Source organism: Microbacterium sp. 4-7, assembly GCF_014332665.1.
GTDB lineage: Bacteria > Actinomycetota > Actinomycetes > Actinomycetales > Microbacteriaceae > Microbacterium.
This window is the reverse complement of record NZ_MCRH01000001.1, coordinates 62,739-84,133: the sequence shown is the minus strand read 5'-3', so window position 1 is coordinate 84,133 and position 21,395 is coordinate 62,739. Positions and strand designations below refer to the sequence as shown.

General features: G+C 69.8%; 12 protein-coding genes. 5 read left to right on the top strand and 7 right to left on the bottom strand.

The features are described from left to right. Positions 1-36: 36 nt before the first annotated feature. The 4 genes from BEP68_RS00305 to BEP68_RS00290 form a co-directional block, all read right to left on the bottom strand. Positions 37-912, bottom strand: coding sequence for a siderophore-interacting protein (locus BEP68_RS00305; protein ID WP_053098640.1), 876 nt, complete (start codon positions 910-912; stop codon positions 37-39). 12 nt (positions 913-924) lie between these two features. After that, positions 925-1,743 carry an energy-coupling factor transporter transmembrane component T gene (locus BEP68_RS00300; protein WP_187248904.1) on the bottom strand — a complete coding sequence of 273 codons (819 nt, stop codon included), beginning with the start codon at positions 1,741-1,743 and terminating at the stop codon, positions 925-927. After that, the gene (locus tag BEP68_RS00295; protein WP_187248903.1) at positions 1,740-3,491 is read right to left on the bottom strand and encodes an ABC transporter ATP-binding protein; all 1,752 of its coding nucleotides are present in this window, start codon (positions 3,489-3,491) and stop codon (positions 1,740-1,742) included. Before BEP68_RS00295 ends, BEP68_RS00300 begins: the two co-directional genes overlap by 4 nt. Positions 3,492-3,590: 99 nt before the next feature. Continuing rightward, positions 3,591-4,133: an ECF transporter S component gene (locus BEP68_RS00290; protein ID WP_053098643.1), complete on the bottom strand. Its 543-nt coding sequence runs from the start codon at positions 4,131-4,133 to the stop codon at positions 3,591-3,593. Positions 4,134-4,278: 145 nt separating this feature from the next. On the opposite strand from BEP68_RS00290, the gene BEP68_RS00285 reads away from it, so the two are divergent. After that, on the top strand, positions 4,279-7,335 hold the full coding sequence (locus BEP68_RS00285; RefSeq protein ID WP_187248902.1) for a S8 family peptidase: 3,057 nt from the start codon (positions 4,279-4,281) through the stop codon (positions 7,333-7,335). 126 nt (positions 7,336-7,461) lie between these two features. Here BEP68_RS00285 and BEP68_RS00280 read toward each other — a convergent pair whose 3' ends face one another. Together BEP68_RS00280 and BEP68_RS00275 are read right to left on the bottom strand one after the other, a co-directional pair. Next, positions 7,462-8,379 (bottom strand): pirin family protein, encoded by a 918-nt coding sequence (locus BEP68_RS00280; protein WP_053098645.1) that lies wholly within the window; start codon positions 8,377-8,379, stop codon positions 7,462-7,464. Next, positions 8,379-8,696 (bottom strand): GNAT family N-acetyltransferase, encoded by a 318-nt coding sequence (locus BEP68_RS00275; RefSeq protein ID WP_187248901.1) that lies wholly within the window; start codon positions 8,694-8,696, stop codon positions 8,379-8,381. The genes BEP68_RS00280 and BEP68_RS00275 overlap by 1 nt, the downstream gene beginning before the upstream one ends. A gap of 90 nt (positions 8,697-8,786) precedes the next feature. Here BEP68_RS00275 and recQ point away from each other — a divergent pair, with 90 nt between their 5' ends. After that, positions 8,787-10,847, top strand: a complete 2,061-nt coding sequence (recQ, locus tag BEP68_RS00270) for a DNA helicase RecQ (RefSeq protein ID WP_187248900.1) — start codon at positions 8,787-8,789, stop codon at positions 10,845-10,847. Positions 10,848-10,860: 13 nt separating this feature from the next. Here the strand turns inward: recQ and BEP68_RS00265 are convergent, their stop codons facing one another. Next, positions 10,861-12,132 carry a TetR/AcrR family transcriptional regulator gene (locus BEP68_RS00265; protein ID WP_187248899.1) on the bottom strand — a complete coding sequence of 424 codons (1,272 nt, stop codon included), beginning with the start codon at positions 12,130-12,132 and terminating at the stop codon, positions 10,861-10,863. A 137-nt stretch (positions 12,133-12,269) separates the two neighbouring features. Between BEP68_RS00265 and BEP68_RS00260 the strand changes: the two genes are divergently transcribed. The 3 genes from BEP68_RS00260 (at position 12,270) to BEP68_RS00250 (ending at position 21,362) form a co-directional block, all read left to right on the top strand. Continuing rightward, positions 12,270-13,568: an MFS transporter gene (locus BEP68_RS00260; RefSeq protein ID WP_187248898.1), complete on the top strand. Its 1,299-nt coding sequence runs from the start codon at positions 12,270-12,272 to the stop codon at positions 13,566-13,568. 2 nt (positions 13,569-13,570) lie between these two features. Then, on the top strand, positions 13,571-15,331 hold the full coding sequence (locus tag BEP68_RS00255; protein WP_187248897.1) for a glycoside hydrolase family 3 protein: 1,761 nt from the start codon (positions 13,571-13,573) through the stop codon (positions 15,329-15,331). 331 nt (positions 15,332-15,662) lie between these two features. After that, positions 15,663-21,362, top strand: coding sequence for a choice-of-anchor G family protein (locus tag BEP68_RS00250; RefSeq protein WP_187248896.1), 5,700 nt, complete (start codon positions 15,663-15,665; stop codon positions 21,360-21,362). The last annotated feature ends 33 nt before the right edge of the window (positions 21,363-21,395 follow it).

Genomic DNA, 21,395 nt, shown 5'->3' with positions numbered 1-21,395 from the left:
TTTCCGACCCCGCACCGTTCACAGCATCCGCGCCGTTCATGCGAGGGGCTCCGCCGCAGCCTCGCGGGCCGCCTTCGAGGTGGGCGAGGCCGCGCCGATCTTCCAGTAGCCGCAGAAGCTCACGTCGTTCTTGTCGACACCGCGCTCGCCGACGAGATGCTTGCGTGCACCCGAGGCCAGCGACTGCTCGCCCGCGGCGTACGCGTGGAACGGCGCTGCCGGCAGTGTCAGCTCGCGCAGCCGGGCGAGGGCGAACGACCCGGGGTCGAACTCGTGCGGCCGCGCGAGCCAGATGATCTCGACGCCGGCGGGGTGCGGGAACTCCAGAGCGTCGGCCTCGGACGGCACCTCGATGATCGCCGTTCCCGTCGCGTCCGCAGGCAGTGACGCGCAGATCGAGGCGATCGCGGGGAGCGCCGTCTCATCGCCGACCAGCACCACGCGATCCGTTCCGCGCTGCGGGTTGAACGTGAGGCCCTCGTCGATGATGAGCACGTGCTCGCCGGGTTCGCAGGTCTCCGCCCAGCGCGACGCGGGGCCGGCCGTGCCGTCGGCCGCAGACCCGTGCAGCACGAAGTCGACGTCGATCTCGGCGCCCGACTCGGCGGTGGCCGCCCGGTACGCGCGCACGCTGTAGTTGCGCATGACCGGGCGCTCGCCGTCGGGGATCCGCAGGAACCTGAGGTATCCGAACATCTTGTTCGCCTTCGCGGGAACGCGGTCGAGCCCCGCATCGCCGCCGATCGGCAGGAACAGGCGGAACCACTGGTCGAAGCCCATCGGGCGGAACTTCTCGATCTCACCGCCTCCGAGCGTGACCCTCATCCAGTGCTCGGAGAGGCGCTCGGTGCGCAGCACGCTGAGATGGAGGAGTTCGGCGGTCTCGGGCTTGACCAGTCTGCTGTATGCCATGCGGGGCGCCTTTCAGGGCAGCTGCCAGGGGAAGAAGAGCATGAAGATCGCGGCGGATGCGGCGATCGAGGCGACGATGAAGACGGTGTCTCGGATGCGGAACGGCACGAGGTGCCTCTCGGTGCGCGTCGAGTGCGCGCCGAAGGCCCGCGAGTCCATGGCCAGGGCCACGCGCTCGGCGTGGCGGATCGCACCCGCGAGCAGCGGAACGATGTATCCCCAGCCGCGAGCGATGCGCGCGAAGGGACTGCTGCCCCCATGGTGCCCTCGCACGCGATGCGCGGCTCTGATCACCGCGAGCTCGTGCCCGAAGCGCGGCACGAAGCGGAACGCGGCCAGGGCCGTGTAGCCGATGCGGTAGGGCACCCGCAGCTGCTGCACGCTGGCGCGCACGAGGTCGGGGCCGGTGGTGGTCAGGCCGCCGATGAGTGCGAGGGAGACGATCGCGCCGAGCCGCAGAGCCGTGGCGAAGCCGATCGCGAGGGCGCCCTGGCGCAGCGTCCAGTCGCCGAGCTGCACCACGGCAGCGGTGTCGCGCACGATCTCGGCGTCGACCCACAGCGAGAACCCGAGCCCGATGGCGATCATGCCGAGTGGGAGTGCGAGGAACAGCACCGCGGCGATGCGCCAGGTCACCCGCGATCCGATGACGATCACCGCTAGGGACAGCGCCAGGAAGGCGGCGGGCGTGGCGAGGTCGCGCACGAAGATCAGCAGCACCATGGCCGGGGCGACTCCCGCGACCTTCGCCAGCGGATTGAGCGCGTACAGGAACTGGCGCCGAGACGATGCCGACATCGCGGCATACGGGTCGAAGGCGTGGGCGGTCATGCGATCGCCCGTCCCGCTGCGGCGAGCACGCGCTGCAGCGCCGGAAGGCGGAGCCCTGCCTCGACGAACGGCGTCTCGTCGGCGAAGAGCGCGTCGGTGCGATCGGCGGCGTGCACGCGACCGTCTTTCAAGATCACCGTGTGCGATGTGTGCTCGGCGACGAGCTGCAGGTCATGGGTCACTATGACGATCGTCGTCCCCTCGTCACGCAGGTCGTGCAGCAGAGTGAGGAGCTCGGACGCCCGTGCACGATCCTGGCCGAAGGTCGGTTCGTCGAGGGCGAGCACCCGCGGGCGGGTGATCAGGGCCGTGCCGACCGAGAGGCGGCGCTTCTCGCCGCCCGAGAGCAGGAACGGATGCACATCGGCCTTCGCCTCGAGGCCGAAGCGCATCAGCATGGCGTCGACGCGCTCGCGCGTCTCGGCATCCGGGGTGTGCCGCAGCCGAAGTCCGTGCGCGAGCTCGTCGAACACGGTGTGCGCGATGAACTGGTGCTCCGGGTTCTGGAACACGAACCCGATGCGGCTCGAGAGCTCGCGCGGCGAGGCCGACCCGGGGTCCATGCCGTCGACCGTGACCTGCCGCCGGGGCGGCGGGACGACACCGGCGAGCGCCTGCAGAAGGGTGGTCTTTCCGGCGCCGTTGGTCCCGACGATCGCCGTCAGGGTTCCCGCCTCGATGTCGAGGTCGATGCCGTGCAGGATCTCCGTGCGGTGACGACGAACCGTCAGCCCGCGGGCGCGGACGATCGGAGTGGCTGCACGGTCTGCCGCATCCGTCATTCCCTCGTGCGTCTGCAGGACCGACGCACGGATGCCGGAGGAGACAGCGGTATCCGGTCCTGCATCCGTGCCGTGGTCCTGCACACCGGACGGGTCAGGAGTGGCGGATGCCGCCGCCAGTGCCGCGGCGAGCTCCTCGGGTGTCAATGGAAGGTCGTCGAGATGCAGTGTTCTGGCATCCCGCATCCGCAGCGCCGCGAGTGTCGCCGCAGGCAGCCAGACACCCATCTCGACGAGCTCCGCCGCGTGCTCCCGGATGATCCGGGCCGGCGGGCCGTCGAAGACGACCCGCCCTGCGCGGTCGAGCACGATCGTGCGGGTCAGGAACCCCATCGCGGCGTCGAGATTGTGCTCGACGAGCAGGATGCCGCGGTCGCCCGCTGCGATGACGTCGGTCAGTGCGGCGTAGACGTCGTCGATGCCCTGCGGATCGAGGTTCGCGGTCGGTTCGTCGAGCACGATCAGGGGCGACCCCATCGCCAGCGCGCACGCGATCGCGAGACGCTGACGCCCGCCGCCGGACAGGCGATCGGGGTTCTCATCGCGCCGCTCCCACAGGCCGACACGGCGCAGTGCGTCTTCGGTCCTCGTGCGCACCTCGTCGAGCGACAGCAGCAGGTTCTCGGGGCCGAAGGCGACCTCGTCGTAGACCGTGCCGGTGACGATCTGGGCGTCCGGGTCCTGGAAGACCATCGCGACGTGGGTGCTCAGCGATGCGGTGTCGGCATCCGCCGTGCTGACTCCGCCGGCCTCGACCGATCCCGTCATGGTCGCGGGCACGGCGTGCGGGATCAGCCCGTTGAGCGCGAGCGTGAGCGTCGACTTGCCCGAACCCGAAGGGCCGAGCAGCAGCACCACCTCGCCGGCATCGATGTCGAAGGTGACGTCCCGCGGCGAGGGGTGCACAGCATCGGCGTGGGTGATCGAGAGGTCACGCACGCGGAGGAGAGGCGCAGATGAGCGCACGGCATAACCCCGGTTTCAGCGGATCGGTACCGTTCTAACTTAGCTGAGCCTTACCTGATCTGCACAGGCCGGACGGCTCGGAAGGGTCGGACGCCGTGATCAGCGCCGAGCGACGCCTGCGCGGCTGAGAGAAGATCCGATCGCGAGTCCTGCTGCGGTCCACGCGATCGGACCGAGCACCGCGATCACGAGGTAGGAGATCTCCGCCCACAGCGGGAAGGTCGCGAGGTCGACGGCGAAGAACACCACGACGGCCACGATGACCCCGATGATCGCTGCGGAGATGAAGAAGCGCCAAGGGCCCCAGGAGCGGTAGCGGGTGAGCGCGGCGATGCCCTCCTGGATCGCCCCGAACAGCAGCGCGGTGCCGATGAAGCGCAGCGTCCAGGCCGGGTTGAACGCGCTCGAGATGAGGGCGGCGAACACGTGCGTGACGAGGGCCACGAAGGGGCGGCGCAGCACCTCCTGAGCGATGATCCCCGGCAGCACGTGCGAGCCGAGCACGAGTCCGTAGAGATACGGAGCGCCCACGATGACGATCGGCGTGATGAGCCCGGCGATCCCCCCGAGGATGCCCGTGGCGACGCCGATCGCGGCGCAGACCAGCAGCACGCGGGTCGTCAGAACGGGGGAGGGGGCCACCCCTCCAGCCTACTGTCGACCATTGTCGACACGGCTGGCCGTTCGTCCAGGAATAATCCCCGACCCTGGTGTGTGGACGGAAGCCGGGCGTAGCTTGAACGGCGGTGCGGCACCGCAGTCGCACCGTGATCATCGGGAGAAGCACATGGGTCGAACACCCCTCCGGATGGCAGCGGCCACCACCCTGGCAACGCTGTTCATCGCATCGACGGCAACCGCAGGCTACGCAGGCACGGAGGAGGTGACAAACCCCACTCCGGTCGACGGCACGCCCGGTCACTACATCGTCGTGCTGAAGTCCGATCCGCTCGCGAGCTACACCGGCGACGTCAACGGGCTCAAGGCCACCAAACCCGCCGAAGGCGAGCAGCTCGAGACGCAGTCGCAGGATTCGCAGCGCTACGTGCAGCACCTCGAGGCCGAGCAGCAGACGGTCGCGCAGGAGGCGGGAGTCACTCCCGAGATCAGCTACCAGGTCGTGCTCAACGGCTTCAGCGCCGAGCTCACGGGCGCGCAGGTCGACAAGCTGCGGGCGTCGAAGGACGTGTACGACGTCTACCCCGACTTCATCCGTCACCCCGACGCGCAGACCTCGACGGACTTCCTCGGTCTCGGCGATGACAAGAAGGGGCGTGGCGGCGTCTGGCAGCAGACCGGCGGCGTCGACAAGGCCGGCGAGGGCGTGGTCGTGGGTGTCATCGACACGGGCATCGCTCCCGAGCACCCCTCCTTCGAGGGCAAGAAGCTCAAGAAGCAGCCGAAGAACGACAAGCGCCACAAGGGCGGTCAGCCGTACACCGACGGCACCTTCGTCTACTTCGACAAGTCCGACGGCGGCCAGTTCCAGAGCACGATGGTCGAGGCTCAGGAGTGGGACAAGGGCGACTACTCGTCGAAGCTCATCGGAGCCCAGTACTTCTACACCGGTGCCGAGGCGGCCGGATTCGACTTCCAGTACGACTACCTCTCGCCGCGCGACGGTGACGGCCACGGTTCGCACACCGCGAGCACGGCGGCCGGCAACTTCGGCGTGAAGGCCTCGATCGAGGACGTCGACTTCGGCAAGATCTCGGGGGTCGCCCCCGGAGCCAAGGTCGCCGCCTACAAGGCCTGCTACGTCGGGCCCGATGAGGCCGTCACCACCGATGACATCTGCGCGGGCAGCGACCTGATCGCCGCCATCGACCAGGCGGTCGCCGACGGCGTCGACGTGATCAACTACTCGATCGGCGGCGGAGCGGCATCCACCGTGCTCGCCCCCGAGGACATCGCGTTCTTCAACGCGGCGGCAGCCGGCGTCTTCGTCGCCACGAGCGCCGGCAACGACGGTCCCGACTCCGTCACCGCCGACCACGCCTCCCCCTGGTACACCACGGTCGCGGCATCGACGATCCCGACGTGGGAGGGCACCGTGCAGTTCGACGGCTTCGCCCAGGCCGGCGCATCGGTGAGCGTGCCGTTCGGCACGACTGTCACCGGGCCGTCGATCTACGCGGGTGACGCGCCGGCTGCCGGACAGGCTGCCGCCGATGCCGCGTTGTGCCTTCCGGGCACGCTGGATGCGGCGAAGGTCACGGGTCACATCGTGGTCTGCGACCGCGGGGGCAACGCCCGCGCCGAGAAGTCGCAGGTCGTGAAGGATGCCGGCGGCATGGGCGTCGTGCTCGTGAACGTGCCCGGTGGTGCGGACTCGCTCGACAACGACTTCCACGCGGTGCCCACCGTGCACCTCTCGTCCGTGCATCGCGCAGCCGTGCTCGCCTATGTGCAGGGCGGCGCCGATCGCCCGATCACGCTCGTCGGCGAGAACACGACCGGTGTCGTGACCCCGGTGCCGCAGATCGCCGGCTTCTCGAGCCGTGGCCCGATGCTCGCCGACGGCAGCGACATCATGAAGCCCGACATCGCAGCCCCCGGCGTCGCGATCCTCGCGGCCACGCAGAACGGGCCCGGAGAGGCGCCGACCTTCGGCATCCTGTCGGGCACGTCGATGGCGTCACCGCACATCGCCGGTCTCGCGGCGCTGTATCTCGGCGAGCGTCCCAACGCGAAGCCGGCTGAGGTCAAGTCGGCCATGATGACGACCGCCTACGACACGGTGAACCCCGACGGCTCGGCCAACAAGGACCCGTTCCAGCAGGGTGCGGGCCAGGTCGACCCGAAGCGCTACTTCAACCCGGGCCTGCTCTACCTGAACGACGTGCCCGACTGGGCCGCGTTCCTCGAGGGCAAGGGTCTGGCGGAGTTCGACGGCGTCGAGCCGATCGACGGCAGCGACCTGAACATCGCATCGTTCTCGATCGGATCGCTCGCGAGCGCGCAGAGCGTCACCCGCACGGTGACGGCGACCGAGAAGGGCACGTTCACGGCATCCGTCGATCTGCCCGGCGTCGACGTGGCCGTCGAGCCCTCGACGCTGAAGTTCACCAAGCCCGGCCAGACCGCGACCTACACGGTCACGTTCGACAACCAGAGTGCTCCCGTCGAGCAGTGGGCGACCGGGTCGCTCACCTGGACGAGCAAGAGCAACTCGGTGCGCTCGCCGATCGCGGTCTTCCCCGTGACGGCCGACGCGCCGGCCGAGGTCGAGGGCACCGGAGTCGAGGGGGCGACCACGGTCGAGATCACCCCCGGCGTCGACGGCGCTCTGGCGCTCGGGCTCTCGGGACTCACGCCGTTCAGCCTGCTGGAGGACCCCGACGGCCGTGTCGTCGGACACTCGGGCGATGAGGCGTCGGGCGATGAGAACAAGGACGTGTCGTGGATCGTCGACGTGCCGGAGGGCACGACGCTCTCGCGCTTCGACCTCGACTCGTCGGATGACGCGGGCAGCGACCTCGACCTGACCGTCTACCGGGTCGTGAGCGCCGACGACCTGCGCTACTACGAGCGCTGGCAGTCGGCGACCGGTTCGGCGGATGAGCAGGTCACACTCCCGGCTCCGACGGCGGGCACCTACCTGGTGGTCGCGAACGTCTACTCGACCTCGGCCCCGATGACGTGGGACATGACCTACGCCAACGTGCAGCCCGAGGGCGAAGGGGCGTTCACCGCGACCCCGAACCCGATCGAGGCCGTCCGCGGCCAGGCGACGAGCTACGAGCTGAGCTGGACCGGCCTCACCGCCGGCACCCGGTACCTCGGCCTCGTGCAGTACGGCGAGTCCGCCGTGCGCACGATCGTGACGGTCGACGCGCAGTAGCGATCAGCGCCGGCGCCCCGTGCTCTTCGGAGCGCGGGGCGCCGTCGCGTGCGGTCGCCGCATCGTCGAGGCCGCGTCGAGGCCGCGTCGCGTCGCGCGCGGGGCGCGGTGTCGCAGTCAGAGCCGTCAGATCTTGCGGCCGCGCGGCATCAGCCGCACGTCGGGAAGAGGCGGAGCGGGGATGCGGACGTCGTGCCCTTCGACGACACCGAACCGCGCGGAGGCCGCCTCCCACTCGGTGCGAGCCTCGACGATCTCCTCGTGCGTGCGTCCGGCGAAGTTCCACCACATGACGATCTCGTCCTCGAAGGGCTCGCCGCCGATGAGGAACAGCAGCGCTCCCTGTGCGCTGGACACCTCGACCGAGTCCCTCGAGTCGCCGAGGTACAGCATGTCGTTCGACGACATCCCGTGCGTGGCGACGACGGCATCACCCTCGACGAGCATGAGGCCGTGCTCCCATCCCGAACGCAAGGGCAGGTGCAGACGAGCGCCCGCGGGGATCCGGATCTCCGCGCCGACGATCGGGGTGTGCACGGTGGCGGGCGATGAGGTGCCGGCGAACTCGCCGAGGACGACGGTGGCGGTGGCGTCCTGACCCTCGTCGGCAGGGAGCGGCAGCTGTGGCAGCTCGGTGTGCCGTTCGAAACCGGCAGCGCCGTGCCGTGCGCTCTCGGGCAGCACCACCCAGAACTGCAGGGCGTCGAGGGGGATCGGATCATCGCCGATCGAGTACTCCGAATGCGAGATGCCGTTGCCGGCCGTCATGAGGTTCAGCTGGCCCCTGCGGAGGTCGGCGTCGCTGCCGACCGAATCCCGGTGACGGATCTCTCCGACCAGCGGCCAGGTCACGGTCTGCAGACCGATGTGCGGATGCGGTTCGACCCGCATCCTGGTGTCGGCGGGGCCGAACCGGTCGAGGAAGCACCACGCACCGATGGTCGGGAGGTTGCGATGCGGCAGCACGCGCAGCACGTTCATCCCGCGCACCCCGCCGAGCGGCACCTCGCGTGGCTCGAGGACGATGCGTCGTTCGCCGATCATCACGCCTCCGTCGGAGCAGCGCCGGGCCGCTTGGGCCAGCGGATCTCGGCGCCCGGGATCTCATGCGTCGTCAGGTACTTCGCGATGTACGGGCAGAGCGGCACGATCGCGTCGCGGGATGCCGCGGCATCCGTCAGGGCGCGCTCAGCGAGGATCCCCGCGAGTCCCTGACCCTGGAACGCGGGGTCGATCTCGGTGTGGATGAAGCGGATCGCGCCCGGACGCAGCTCGAACTCGGCGAAGCCCGCGAGCGTCTCATCCGAGTGGATCTCGTAGCGGGAGGCGTCGTCGTTGCGGGTGACGGTGATGTCGGTCATCGGGGCTCCTTCGGGCGTCTGCCACAAACCTACGCCCGCTGAGCGTCCACAGGCGCGGCCGACGTCGGCGGGGGTCGTTACGCTGGAGGGATGCCGCAGACTCCCCGTGACCCGTACGAGGATCTGCCCTACGCCGACGAGCCGTGGGACGGCGCAGGGTGGGAGCCCTCCGAGCCGCCCGAGCCGATGGACTGGGAGCCGCAGGGCGCCGGGTACGAGCCGCCGCTCGACTGGGGCCAGGGCCCCGTGACACCGGTCGGATCGGCGTCCGCGCGGTCATCCGCACGCTCGTCTGCTCCCTGGGTGACGGCGACGGCCGCGCGACAGGCGGCCCCCAGCCGATACGCGACTGCGGCCGAGGCGCTGCACACGGTCTTCGGCTACGACGAGTTCCGCGGCGATCAGGCCGCGATCGTCGATCAGGTCATCTCGGGCGGTGACGCTGTCGTGCTCATGCCCACCGGCGGCGGCAAGAGCGTCACCTATCAGGTGCCCGCACTGGTGCGCGAGGGCACCGGCCTCGTGATCAGCCCGCTCATCGCTCTCATGCACGACCAGGTCGACGCGCTCCGGGCCAACGGCGTCAACGCCGCCTATCTCAACTCGACCCAGGCGATCGAAGAGCGGCGCGAGGTCGAACGGGCGTACGTCGCCGGCGAACTCGACCTCATCTACGTCGCCCCCGAGCGGCTGTCCTCGCCGCAGACGACCGCCCTGCTGCAGCGCGGCACGCTCAGCGTCATCGCGATCGACGAGGCGCACTGCGTGTCGCAGTGGGGTCATGACTTCCGCCCCGACTACCTCGCACTCGGCGATCTGGGCGAGCGGTTCCCCGGTGTTCCGCGCATGGCGCTCACGGCCACCGCCACGCGGGCGACGCACAAGGAGCTCACCGAGCGACTGCGTCTCGACGCCGCCCAGCACTACGTGGCCAGCTTCGACCGGCCCAACATCCAGTATCGGATCGTGCCCAAGGTCGATCCGCGCAAGCAGCTCGTCTCGTTCATCCGCGCGCAGCCGGAGGGCTCGGTCGGCATCGTCTACGCGCTGAGCCGGAAGTCCGTCGAGCAGACCGCGACCTATCTCGCCGCTCAGGGCTTCGACGCGCTGCCGTATCACGCCGGTCTTCCGGCCGAGGTGCGCGCGAAGAACCAGTCCCGGTTCCTGCGCGAGGACGGCGTCGTGATGGTCGCGACGATCGCCTTCGGCATGGGAATCGACAAGCCCGATGTGCGCTTCGTCGCTCACATCGACCTGCCGAAGTCCGTCGAGGGCTACTACCAGGAGACCGGTCGCGCGGGCCGTGACGGCGAGCCGTCGATCGCCTGGATGGCGTACGGCCTGGGCGACGTGGTGCAGCAGCGCCGCATGATCGACCAGAGCCCGGGCGATCGCACGTTCAAGATGCGCCTGGGGCAGCACCTCGACGCGATGCTCGCGCTGTGCGAGACGGTCGAGTGCCGCCGCCAGAACCTTCTCGGCTACTTCGGGCAGGACTCGCAGCCGTGCGGCAACTGCGACACGTGCCTCGACGAGACCGAGACCTTCGACGGCCTGATCCCGGCACAGAAGCTGCTCTCGACGATCGTGCGGCTCAAGCGCGAGCGCAATCAGGCCTTCGGAGCCGGGCATCTGATCGACATCCTCCGCGGAGCCTCGACCGAGCGCATCCGTCAGCAGGGGCACGAGAAGCTCGCGACCTATGGAATCGGCGCCGACCTCTCCGACCAGGACTGGCGCAGCGTCGTCCGCCAGCTGCTCGCACGGGGGATCATCGTGGCCCAGGGCGACTACGGCACGCTCGCTCCGGGCGAGCAGTCGGCCGGCGTTCTGAAGGGCGAGACCCCGGTGCCGCTGCGCAAGGACACGATCGGACGCCCCGCTTCGTCGCCGCGGGCACGCAAGGCGAGTGCGGCGGACGCGCTCGATCAGTCCGACCGCCCGCTCTTCGAGGCGCTGCGGGCGTGGCGCGCCGAGACGGCGCGCGAGCAGGGCGTTCCGGCGTACATCGTCTTCGGCGATGCGACGCTGCGTGCGCTCGCCGAGCATCGTCCGGCTTCGCTGGCCGACCTCGACGGGATCACGGGGATCGGCGCCAAGAAGCGGGATGCCTACGGCGAGGGAGTGCTCGCCGTCATCGCGGCCGGCTGACGCAGGGCGCCGTTCAGCTCGGCAGCACGTCTTCGAGATGCGCGCGCAGGTGGGCGCCGACGTCGACGGCCCCGCGGTCGTAGAGCCACTGGTACTGCAGGCCGTCCCACAGGGCGATCAGCCAGATCGCCTCGTGCTCGGGGTCGCGGTGCTCGGGCAGATCGCCGTCGATGCGGGCGAGACGGAACAGCTCGGTGAAGTAGTCGATCGCCTGGGAGAACCGCGTGGCGAAGTAGTCGTGCGCAGGGTGCATGGCCGGCACCGCTTCGCAGGAGAGCACCGCGTAGACCTCGATGAGGCCGGGCTCGTCGAGTGCGCTCACCCGTGCTCCGAGCGGGATCGCGCGCAGCGCGTCGGCGGCTCGCTCGGCATGGGTGGACTCGCTGCGCACACGGATCGCGCTGTCGCGCTCGGAGAGCACCGCGCTGAGCAGCAGTTCCTTCGACGGGTAGTGGTGGAGCAGAGTGGACTTCGAGACGCCGACAGCCTGAGCGATGTCCCGAAGACTGGTGTCCCCGTAGCCGTCCTGGGAGAACAGGCGTGAGGCGTCGGCGAGGATCTGCGCGCGGCGGCGCCGTCCCACCTCGTATCCCGGGGAGTCGTCGACGGCGGGCTCTCCGAACACAGGCGGCAGGGGGCCGGCAGCGGTCGGAGAAGGGTCGGGGCTGTCGGCATCCCGCCACCCGTAGGGCAGTGCCCACAGGGATTCGCGCTCCTCGAGCATCTGCACGACGTCGACCCGGTCAGGCAGATACTGAGAGATCAGCTGCAGCCCGTCCCAGCCCGCGCTGTGACGCACGGACTCGTCCGCGACGTCGCGGTCGGCGCCGATCGTCCCATGCAGCGCCGCATCTTCGAGGACATCCGTGCTGAGGCGGTGCAGGCGTGCATACCGCTGGCGCATCCGCTCGTGCGCCGGGTGTCCGGAGGCGGATGCTTCCCCGGTGAGTGCGGCGAAGAGCTCGAGGTAGCCGGGGGTGCGCGCGTTGCGTCGAGCCACGTCCGCGAAGATCAGTTCACCGGAATCGGATGCCGCAGCGAGCAGGTCGAATGCCCGTTCGTTGTCGTCCTCGAAACCGGCGACGACCTCGGCGAGCAGGTCGTCCTTCGACGCGAAATGTCCGAGCAGCCCCGGATGGCTCACGGATGCCGCGGCGGCGATGTCGCGCAGGGACGTCGAACGGTATCCGTTCGAGACGAAGAGCTCTCGGGCCGCGTCCACGATCCGCTGACGCGTGGCCGCGGCGCGCGCCTGGCGCGAGCCCGTCGTGGCTGCTGTCGTCATCCCGTCCACCCTTCCCTCTCATTCTCTCTCATTACCAATCGGTAGATATTCACTTACCAATCGGTCGATATTCCGGTATTGTCATCCTCACGTCGTGTCGCAGATGACCGGCGCACCTTGCCCGAAAGGATCCACCCGTGACAGAGCTGTCATCGGCCGCCACCGCGGCCGCCGTAGGAACGACCGGTTTCAAAGTTCCCGGCACCACCCCGCTGAAGACGCCCCGTGGCTACACCCCCGGACTCGCCGCCGTGAACTTCGGCGTCTACCTCGCCCTGCTCACCCCGGTGATGGTGTCGATGGCCTTCAAGATCCAGCGGCTCGACCCCACCAACACCGAGGCGAGCCTCGGACTGGTGATGGGTGTCGGTGCGGCCTTCGCGCTCATCGCGAATCCCCTCGTCGGTCGCCTCTCCGACCGCACGACCTCGCGGTGGGGCATGCGTCGCCCCTGGATCCTCGGCGGTGCGATCGTCGGCCTCGGCGGCTTCGCGATCATCGGCGCCGCGACCTCGGTGCTCGTCGTTCTCCTCGCGTGGTGCCTCGTGCAGGCATCCATGAACGCCGTGCTCGCGGCGGCCAACGCGACCCTGCCCGATCAGGTGCCGGTCTCGAGCCGTGGCAAGGTGTCGGGCATCATCGGCATCACGACCCCCATCGGCATCCTCGCCGGCAGCTTCATCGTCAACTTCCTCCCCGGCGACTTCGAGCGCTTCTTCGTCCCCGGTGCCATCGCGCTGATCCTCGTCATCGTGTTCGTGCTCACCCTCAAGGACCGTCGTCTCACCGAGAAGCCCGCCACGCGCTTCACGGTCGGCACGTTCTTCGGCTCGTTCGTGTTCAACCCCCGCAAGCACCCCGACTTCGGATGGACCTGGCTCACGAAGTTCTTCGTGATGTTCGGCTACGCGGGCATCGCCACCTTCCTGCCGCTCTACCTGGTGACCAAGTTCCAGCTCGACGAGCAGGGCGCAGTCGGCACGATCCTGATCGCCAACCTCGCCTCCATGGCCGCGATGGCTATCTCCGCGCCGCTCGGCGGATTCCTCTCCGACAAGATCGGCAAGCGCCGGCCGTTCGTCGCGATCGCCGGCGTCATCATGGTCGTGGGCCTCGTCATCCTCGCGATCGCTCCGTCGATCGCCGTCGTCATCGTCGCTCAGGCCATCATCGGACTCGGTGCCGGGTCGTTCCTGTCGGTCGATCTCGCGCTGGCGACCGAAGTGCTGCCCAACCCCGACGACGTGGCGAAGGACCTCGGCGTGCTCAACATCGCCAACGCCCTTCCCCAGTCGATCGCCCCGGCCATCGCGCCGAGCATCATCGCTCTCGGCGCCGCGACGCCGCTGGGCGGCTACACGACCTGGTACCTCTTCGGAGCGCTCGTCGCACTCGCCGGCGCCGTTCTCGTCTACCGCATCAAGGGAGTCAAGTGACCATGACCGACACCGACGTGACCACTGCCCGACCGTGGCTCGACGCGGCCCTGCCGGTCGATGAGAGAGTGCAGCTCCTCCTCGACGAGATGACCGTCGAGGAGAAGGCCGGACTGTTCTTCCACACGATGATCGCGATCGGAGACCTCGATGAGGCGAACCCGATCTTCGGCACACCGAGCGCCCGCGAGTTCATCGACCTCAAGAACATGACGCACTTCAACCTGCTGGGGGCGGCGCCCACCGGGCGAGAGATAGCCGCCTGGCAGAACGAGCTGCAGCGGCTGGCGGCCTCGACCCGGCTCGGCATCCCGGTCACGCTGTCGACCGACCCGCGGCATTCGTTCAGCGAGAATCCCGGGGCGTCGATCCTCGCCGGACCGTTCTCGCAATGGCCGGAGACCCTGGGTCTCGCAGCCACCCGTGACCCCGAGCTGGTCGAACGGTTCGCAGATATCGCTCGTCAGGAATATACGGCTGTCGGCCTGCGCGTCGCCCTTCACCCGCAGGTCGACCTCGCCACCGAACCGAGGTGGGCGCGGCAGACGGCGACGTTCGGAGAGGACCCCGAATTGACGGGCATTCTGGGAGCGGCATATATCCGCGGGTTCCAGGGCGACTCGTTCGGTCCCGGATCGGTCTCGACCATGACCAAGCACTTCCCCGGCGGCGGGCCGCAGCTCGACGGCGAGGACCCGCACTTCCCGTACGGGCGGGAGCAGGTGTATCCCGGGGGTGCGTTCGACCTGCACCTCAAGCCCTTCGAGGATGCACTGGCCGCCGGCACGCGTCAGATGATGCCGTACTACGGCATGCCCGTCGGCACCGAGTACGAGGAGGTCGGGTTCGGCTTCAACAGGTCGGTGATCACCGGGCTGCTGCGCGAGCGATTCGGCTTCGACGGCCTGGTGTGCACCGATTGGGGTCTGATCAACGATGCGGAGATCTTCGGCCAGCCGTTCCCTGCCCGCGCCTGGGGCGTGGAGCATCTGACGCCGCGAGAGCGGATGCTCAAGGTGCTCGATGCGGGTGTCGATCAGTTCGGTGGCGAGGACTGCCCCGAACTGCTGCTCGGGCTGGTCGCCGAGGGCTCGGTCTCGGAGGAGAGGCTCGACCTCTCCGCGCGACGGATCCTGCGGGAGAAGTTCGAGCTCGGGCTCTTCGAGAACCCGTTCGTCGACGAGGACGCGGCGGACGAGATCGTCGGCAGCGCGGAGTTCCGCGCCGCGGGAGAGGCGGCCCAGCGCGCCTCCGTGACCGTGCTGACGAACGATGGCTCGCTGCCCTTCGCCCCCGGGATCAAGCTCTACGTCGAGGGGATCGAACCATCCGTCGCAGCCGCGTACGGCGACGTCGTGGCGACCGTCGACGAGGCCGACCTGGCGATCCTCCGTCTCCAGGCGCCGTTCGAGCAGCGCGACACGACCTTCGAGAACTTCTTCCATGCGGGGTCGCTCGAGTTCTCCGACGACGTGCTCGCGCATGTCGGCGCCATCGCCGGAGCCGTGCCGACCGTGGTCGATGTGCTCGCCGATCGACCGCCCATTCTCGAACCGATCGTGGCCGGTGCGGCGGCCGTCACCGTCAACTGGGGTGTCTCAGGGGCGGCGCTGCTCGATGTGCTGAGCGGCGTCGCGAGCGCGCAGGGCAGGCTCCCGTTCGACCTGCCGAGGTCGATGGCCGCGGTCGTCGCCTCGCGACCCGATGTGCCGTTCGACACCGCTGATCCGCTCTTCCGATTCGGCGACGGGCTCACTCTGTAGCCCTCGCTTCACGCCCTGAACCGCCCCGCAGACCTCGGTCTGCGGGGCGGTTTCGTCGTGTGGCCGGAGTGCGTGTCGCGCCTGCGCGGAGTGCCCTGGACCCCTCCTATTCGTCCTGGCGAAAGCGTCCTCGCCGACAGACCTGTGGGCAGGTCTCAATGACCGATGACGAAATGTCTCACCTGATGACGTTTCCTGAAAGATCACTGGACAATCGCTGGACTTAACATTCTCGATCCGGCAATACTGTCTGGACATGCGCTCGGTCGGCACCTGTCGACGCCTGGGGAGGGCCTTGTGACGCGGAACATCTGCATCACGGGAGAGGCGAATGGAATTCTTGGAGGGGAAGACTCTGCGGCGACGCAGAGCCATCGGGGGAGGCATCGCCGGCGTGACCGTCGGCGCGATGATCCTTGCGGGTGCACTGGTACCGACGGCGGCGAATGCGCTCGATGACGCGAATCCGAACGATCCGTCGGTCGCGCAGGGACAGATCATCCAGTTGCCGGCCGACCTGCTCGGTGGATTGGACGTCGCCGCACTCGGGCACACGCTGACGAGCAACCCAGCCGCGGCCGGCCCTGAGCTCGGCGGTCTCGACCTCGACGTGCTCGAGGCGCTCAGCATCGACGTGGGCACGCTCAACGTGCCGCTGCTGACCGACGGCACGTCGCCCGGTCTGCTGCAGCTGGGCGATCTGGGGGGCGCGCAGAGCTTCAGCTCCTCACCCACGCAGACCCAGTCGATCGCGTCCTCCGGCGCGATCACCTCCGGTGGTGCGATCGATGCGGGGGCGATCGACGGAAGCGTCAACCCCGCCACCCTCGAACTCACCGATCTCTTCGACCAGCTCAGCGTCGCCGGTCTCACCGACGCCGTCCTCGACGAAGCGTCGGTCGGCATCGGAGCCCTCGCATCGCGGGCGGAGTCGAACGCCGGCGTCGCCGGCTCCGAATACCGCATCGCGGGCCTGGACCTCGACCTGCACAGCAACCTCGTCGCGGGGCTCGCGACCACTCTGGGCACGGCCATCCAGGGCACGGTGACCCCGGTCAGCGACCTCGCCGGTCCCGGCGGAGCGCTCACCGGGCTCGTCACGACCGTGGTCGACACGATCAACGCGATTCCGGATGTGCCCCTCGTCGCCGCCTTCGAGGCGACGGGCGGAACGGTCGCTATCGCCGGCCTCGACACAGTCGGGGCGACGGTCGTCACGGAGCTCCTGACGGAGCCGCTCGAGAACACCACGGGCTCGGTGCTCGTCGACCTGAGCGACGGGACGATCTCGGTCGACCTCGCTCAGATCCTCGTGGAGACGGGCGCAGGAGCCGACCTCAACTCGCTTCCCGCGAACACCCCTGTGCTGTCTGCGACGACGATCGCCGCCATCCAGCAGGGGATCACCTCTGCTCTGACCGGAACGCACCCGAACAGCCTCAACGGCAAGGTCGAGACCATCCTCGACTCCACCCTCGACTCGCTGGCGGTCACGCTCACCGTCGGGGTGGATCTCACCAACCCGCTCACCGGGATCGACCTGGTCTCCGGCGATGTCACGATCGCCGGCTCGCTCGCTCAGTTCGCGGGCACGGCCACGCCGGTTCCGACGGTGACCACCGACATCTCGCTCGCCGGGCTCAACATCGGTGCGCTGCTCAACCCGGTGGTGAGCGCTGTGACCACGGCGGTCACCACGACCACCGGCCCTCTGGTGAACACCGCGCTGACCAGCGTCATCCCGCTCGTCCAGCCGGCCCTCGCAGCGGTCACCGGCCCCGTGCTCTCGACGCTGGACCCCGTGCTGCAGGGCGTGCTGTCCGGCATCGCGACCATCACGATCAACGAGCAGTCCGAGCCGGGAGACATCCCCGGTGACAGCTTCACCGTGCGGGCGCTCGCCATCGATCTGCTCCCGGCCGTGGGCGGAGGGGTCGAACTCGATCTCGCGTCGTCGACCGTCAAGGCAGCGGCGGCGGCAGTCGCGGCTATCGACGCCGCAACCACCGTGCAGGCCGGAACCGATCTTCCGGTCACCGGCTCCGGCTGGCCGGCCAACACCCAGGTGACGATCCAGGTGGCAGCACCGGACGGAACCCCGGTCAACGAATCAGCGCCGGTGACCACCGACGCGTCGGGCAACTTCACCGGCACGGTCTTCATCCCGGCCCCGACCGTGCCCGGCACCGGCTACATCGTCACGGCGACCGACGGCACCAGCACGGCGACGGACACCACCGAGGTGACCGCCGCGGCAGCGATCGATGCGGCACCTGCCGTGCAGGACGGAACCGACCTCGGCGTCTCGGGCACCAACTGGCCCGCGAACACACAGATCTCGGTGCAGCTGACCGCTCCCGGCGGCGGCGCGAACATCGGCGGCCCCGAGCTCGTCACGACGGACGGGTCGGGTGCCTTCGTGCTCGGCTACCCCGTTCCGGCCGGAACTCCTGCGGGAACCGGCTACACGGTCACCGCGACGCTGGGCGCGCAGACGGCGACGGACACCACCGAGGTGACGAACGCTCCGGTCGCCTCGATCGATGCGGCGCCGACCGTTCAGGCAGGCACCGATCTCGCGGTCTCCGGCTCCAACTGGCCGGCGAACACGGAGATCTCCGTGCAGCTGACGGCTCCGGGCGGAGGCGCGGACGTCGGTGGCCCCGAGACGGTCACGACGAACGGCGACGGTGAGTTCACGCTCTCCTACCCGGTGCCCGCATCGGCGACGCCCGGCACGGCCTACACGGTCACCGCGACCGCTGGCGCCGAGACGGCGATCGACACCACCGAGGTGACGGCCGCCGCTGCGGTGGATGCGGCCGACACGGTGCAGGCGGGAACCTCTCTCCCCATCACCGGTGCGAACTGGCCGGCCAACACCGTCGTCGAGGTGCAGCTGACGGACCCGGACGGCGCTGACGTCGGGGGTCCCGAGACGGTCACGACCGATGGCGACGGCGGGTTCACGCTGAACTACCCGGTTCCCGCGTCGGCGACCCCGGGCACGGGGTACACCGTGACCGCGACGGTCGGCGGCCAGACGGCTGAGGACACGACCGAGGTGACCGCCGCGGCAGCGGTGGATGCCGCGGACACGGTGCAGGCGGGCACGAGCCTTCCCGTCACCGGCACCGGCTGGCCGGCGAACACCGAGGTCTCGGTGCAGCTGACCGCTCCGGGCGGAGCGACCGTCGGCGGTCCTGAGACGGTCACGACCGATGGCGACGGCGGGTTCACGCTCGACTACCCGGTTCCCGCCTCGGCGACGCCGGGCACGGGCTACACGATCACCGCGACCGTCGGCACCCAGACGGCGACCGACACGACGGAGGTGACCGCAGCGGCGACCGTCGACGCGGCCGCGACCGTCGAGGCCGGGACGGACCTGGCGATCACCGGTGCGGAGTGGCCGGCCGACACCGAGGTCACCGTGCAGCTGACAGCCCCCGGTGGTGCGGTCATCGGCACGCCCCAGACGGTGACGACCGGTGCTCTCGGCGGCTTCGCGATCGACTATCCGGTGCCGGCGGGAACTCCCGCGGGCACGGGATACACGGTCACCGCGAGCGCGGGCACGCAGACAGCCACCGACACGACCGAGGTGACGGCTGCTCCGGTCGTCGTCGACGCGGCCTCGTCGGTTCCGGCAGGTACCAACCTCGCCGTCACCGGCACGGGTTGGCCGGTGAACTCCACCGTGTCGCTGCAGCTCACCGCGCCAGGCGGGGAAGCGGACATCGGAGGCCCGGTCATCGCGACCACTGACGAGTTCGGTGCGTTCACGGAGAACTACCCGGTTCCGGCTGATGCCGAGCCCGGCGCGGGCTACCTGCTCACCGCGACATCCGGCGCGTCCAGCGACACGGACACCACCGAGGTGACCGCGGGCGACCCGGGTGACGTCAACACCAACGCGGCTGCATCGGCATCCGCTTCGGCTGACGCGACCGCAGACGGCGACCCGTCGGCGCAGGCGGCGGCTGAGGCCGCGGCCCTCGCAGACGCGACGTCGGCGGCCTCAGCGGCGGCGACCTCGGACGCCACCTCGGCGGCGGATGCGGCGGCGACGCCGGATGCCTCGTCGGCCGCGACGACCGATGCCACCTCGACGGCCAACGCCTCGGCGGCAGTTGCTGCGCAGGCGGCGGCCCAGGCCGACGCGTCGGATGACGTGAACGCGGATGCATCGACGGCGGCGGAGTCGAACTCGGCGTCGTCGTCGGAGTCGGCGGCCATCGCCGACTCGTCGACGGATGCCTCGTCCGAGGCTGCGGCCAACACGAACGCGGCGGCGTCGGCATCCGCGTCGGCGAACGCCGATGCATCGACCGACGCGATCGCTGAAGCGGCCGCGCAGGCGGCGGCGTTCGCGGACGCCACGGCAGAGGGATCGGCTGCGGCTGACCCGACGGCTGAGGCTGCGGCGGAGTCGGCGGCGACGGCGACATCGTCCACGGCAGCCACGGCGGACGCCACCTCGGAGGCGAACGCCGGTGCGGCGGTAGCGGCTCAGGCTGCGGCGCTGGCCGACGCGACGACGGATACCGCGGCTGAGGCCTCGGCGACATCGGACGCCTCGACGAGCGCAGCATCGAACTCGAGCGCGGCGGCGATCGCCAGTGCATCGACCGACGCCTCTTCCGATGCAGTCGCCACGGCCGATGCCTCGGCTGCGGCCGACCCGTCGGCTGAGGTCGACACCAACGCCTCGGCATCCGCTGCGGCGTCGGCTCAGGCTGATGACGACAGCAACGCGGCGGCTCAGGCGGCGGCTATCGCTGCGGCTCTGGCCGATGCGACGAGTTCCGCTTCGGCGGCGGCTGACGTGACGGCTGATGCGGCCGCGTCTGCGGCGGCGACGGACGACGCATCCACGGACGCGTCGACCACGGCCACGACGGATGTGGACGCGTCTGCTGCAGCGGCCGCTCAGGCGGCGGCGCAGAACGATGCGACCTCGACGAGTGCGGCTGACGCGTCCGCCGCGGCAGATGCCGACCCGAACGCGTCGGCGGCCGCGGCGGCCAACGCCTCGTCGTCGGCCACCGCGTCCGCGACGGCGGCGGCTGACGCTTCCGCCGAGGCAGAGGTCGAGGCATCCGCTGCGACCACGGCTGACGCTGCGGCTACGGCTGATGCCTCGGCTGCGGCCGACCCGTCGGCTGAGGTCGACACCAACGCCTCGGCATCCGCTGCGGCGTCGGCTCAGGCTGATGACGACAGCAACGCGGCGGCTCAGGCGGCGGCTATCGCTGCGGCTCTGGCCGATGCGACGAGTTCCGCTTCGGCGGCGGCTGACGTGACGGCTGATGCGGCCGCGTCTGCGGCGGCGACGGACGACGCATCCACGGATGCCTCGGCCACGGCCACCACGGATGCGAACGCGTCGGCCGCCTCCGCGGCAGCGGCGCAGGCGTCGGCGCAGAACGACGCGACCTCGACGAGTGCGGCTGACGCATCGGCTTCGGCTGACGCTGATCCGACCGCGTCGGCGGCCGCGGCGGCCAACGCCTCGTCGTCGGCCACGGCGTCCGCGGCGGCGGCGGCTGATGCCTCCGCTGAGGCTGCTGCCGAGGCATCCGCCTCGGCGACTGCTGAGGCCTCGGCGTCTGCAGACGCGGCAGCCGACCCGACCGGACCGATCGCCATCACGATCAAGGTCCCGGTTCTGGAGCGCGGTGAGAAGCAGACGGCGGTCGGCACCGGGTTCCAGCCCGGCGAGTCCGTCACCGGTGTGATGACGTCCGAGCCGATCGCACTGGGCACCCAGGTCGCCGATGCGCAGGGCACGGTCACCTTCACCTGGACGATCCCCTCCGGCACCGACCTCGGAACCCACGCCGTGACACTGACCGGAGCGACCTCCGGCAGCGTGTCGGCCTCGTTCCAGGTCGTGGCCACGGGCCTCGCCACCACCGGTGGTGAGATCCAGGGCGGGTGGATCGCGCTGGCGGCTCTGCTGCTGATGCTCGGACTCGGGATGACGAGGGTCGCGCGTTCCAGACGGCCGCTCGTCCAGACGGAGTAACGCAGTGCAGGAACGCTGAGAGGTCGGGGCCGT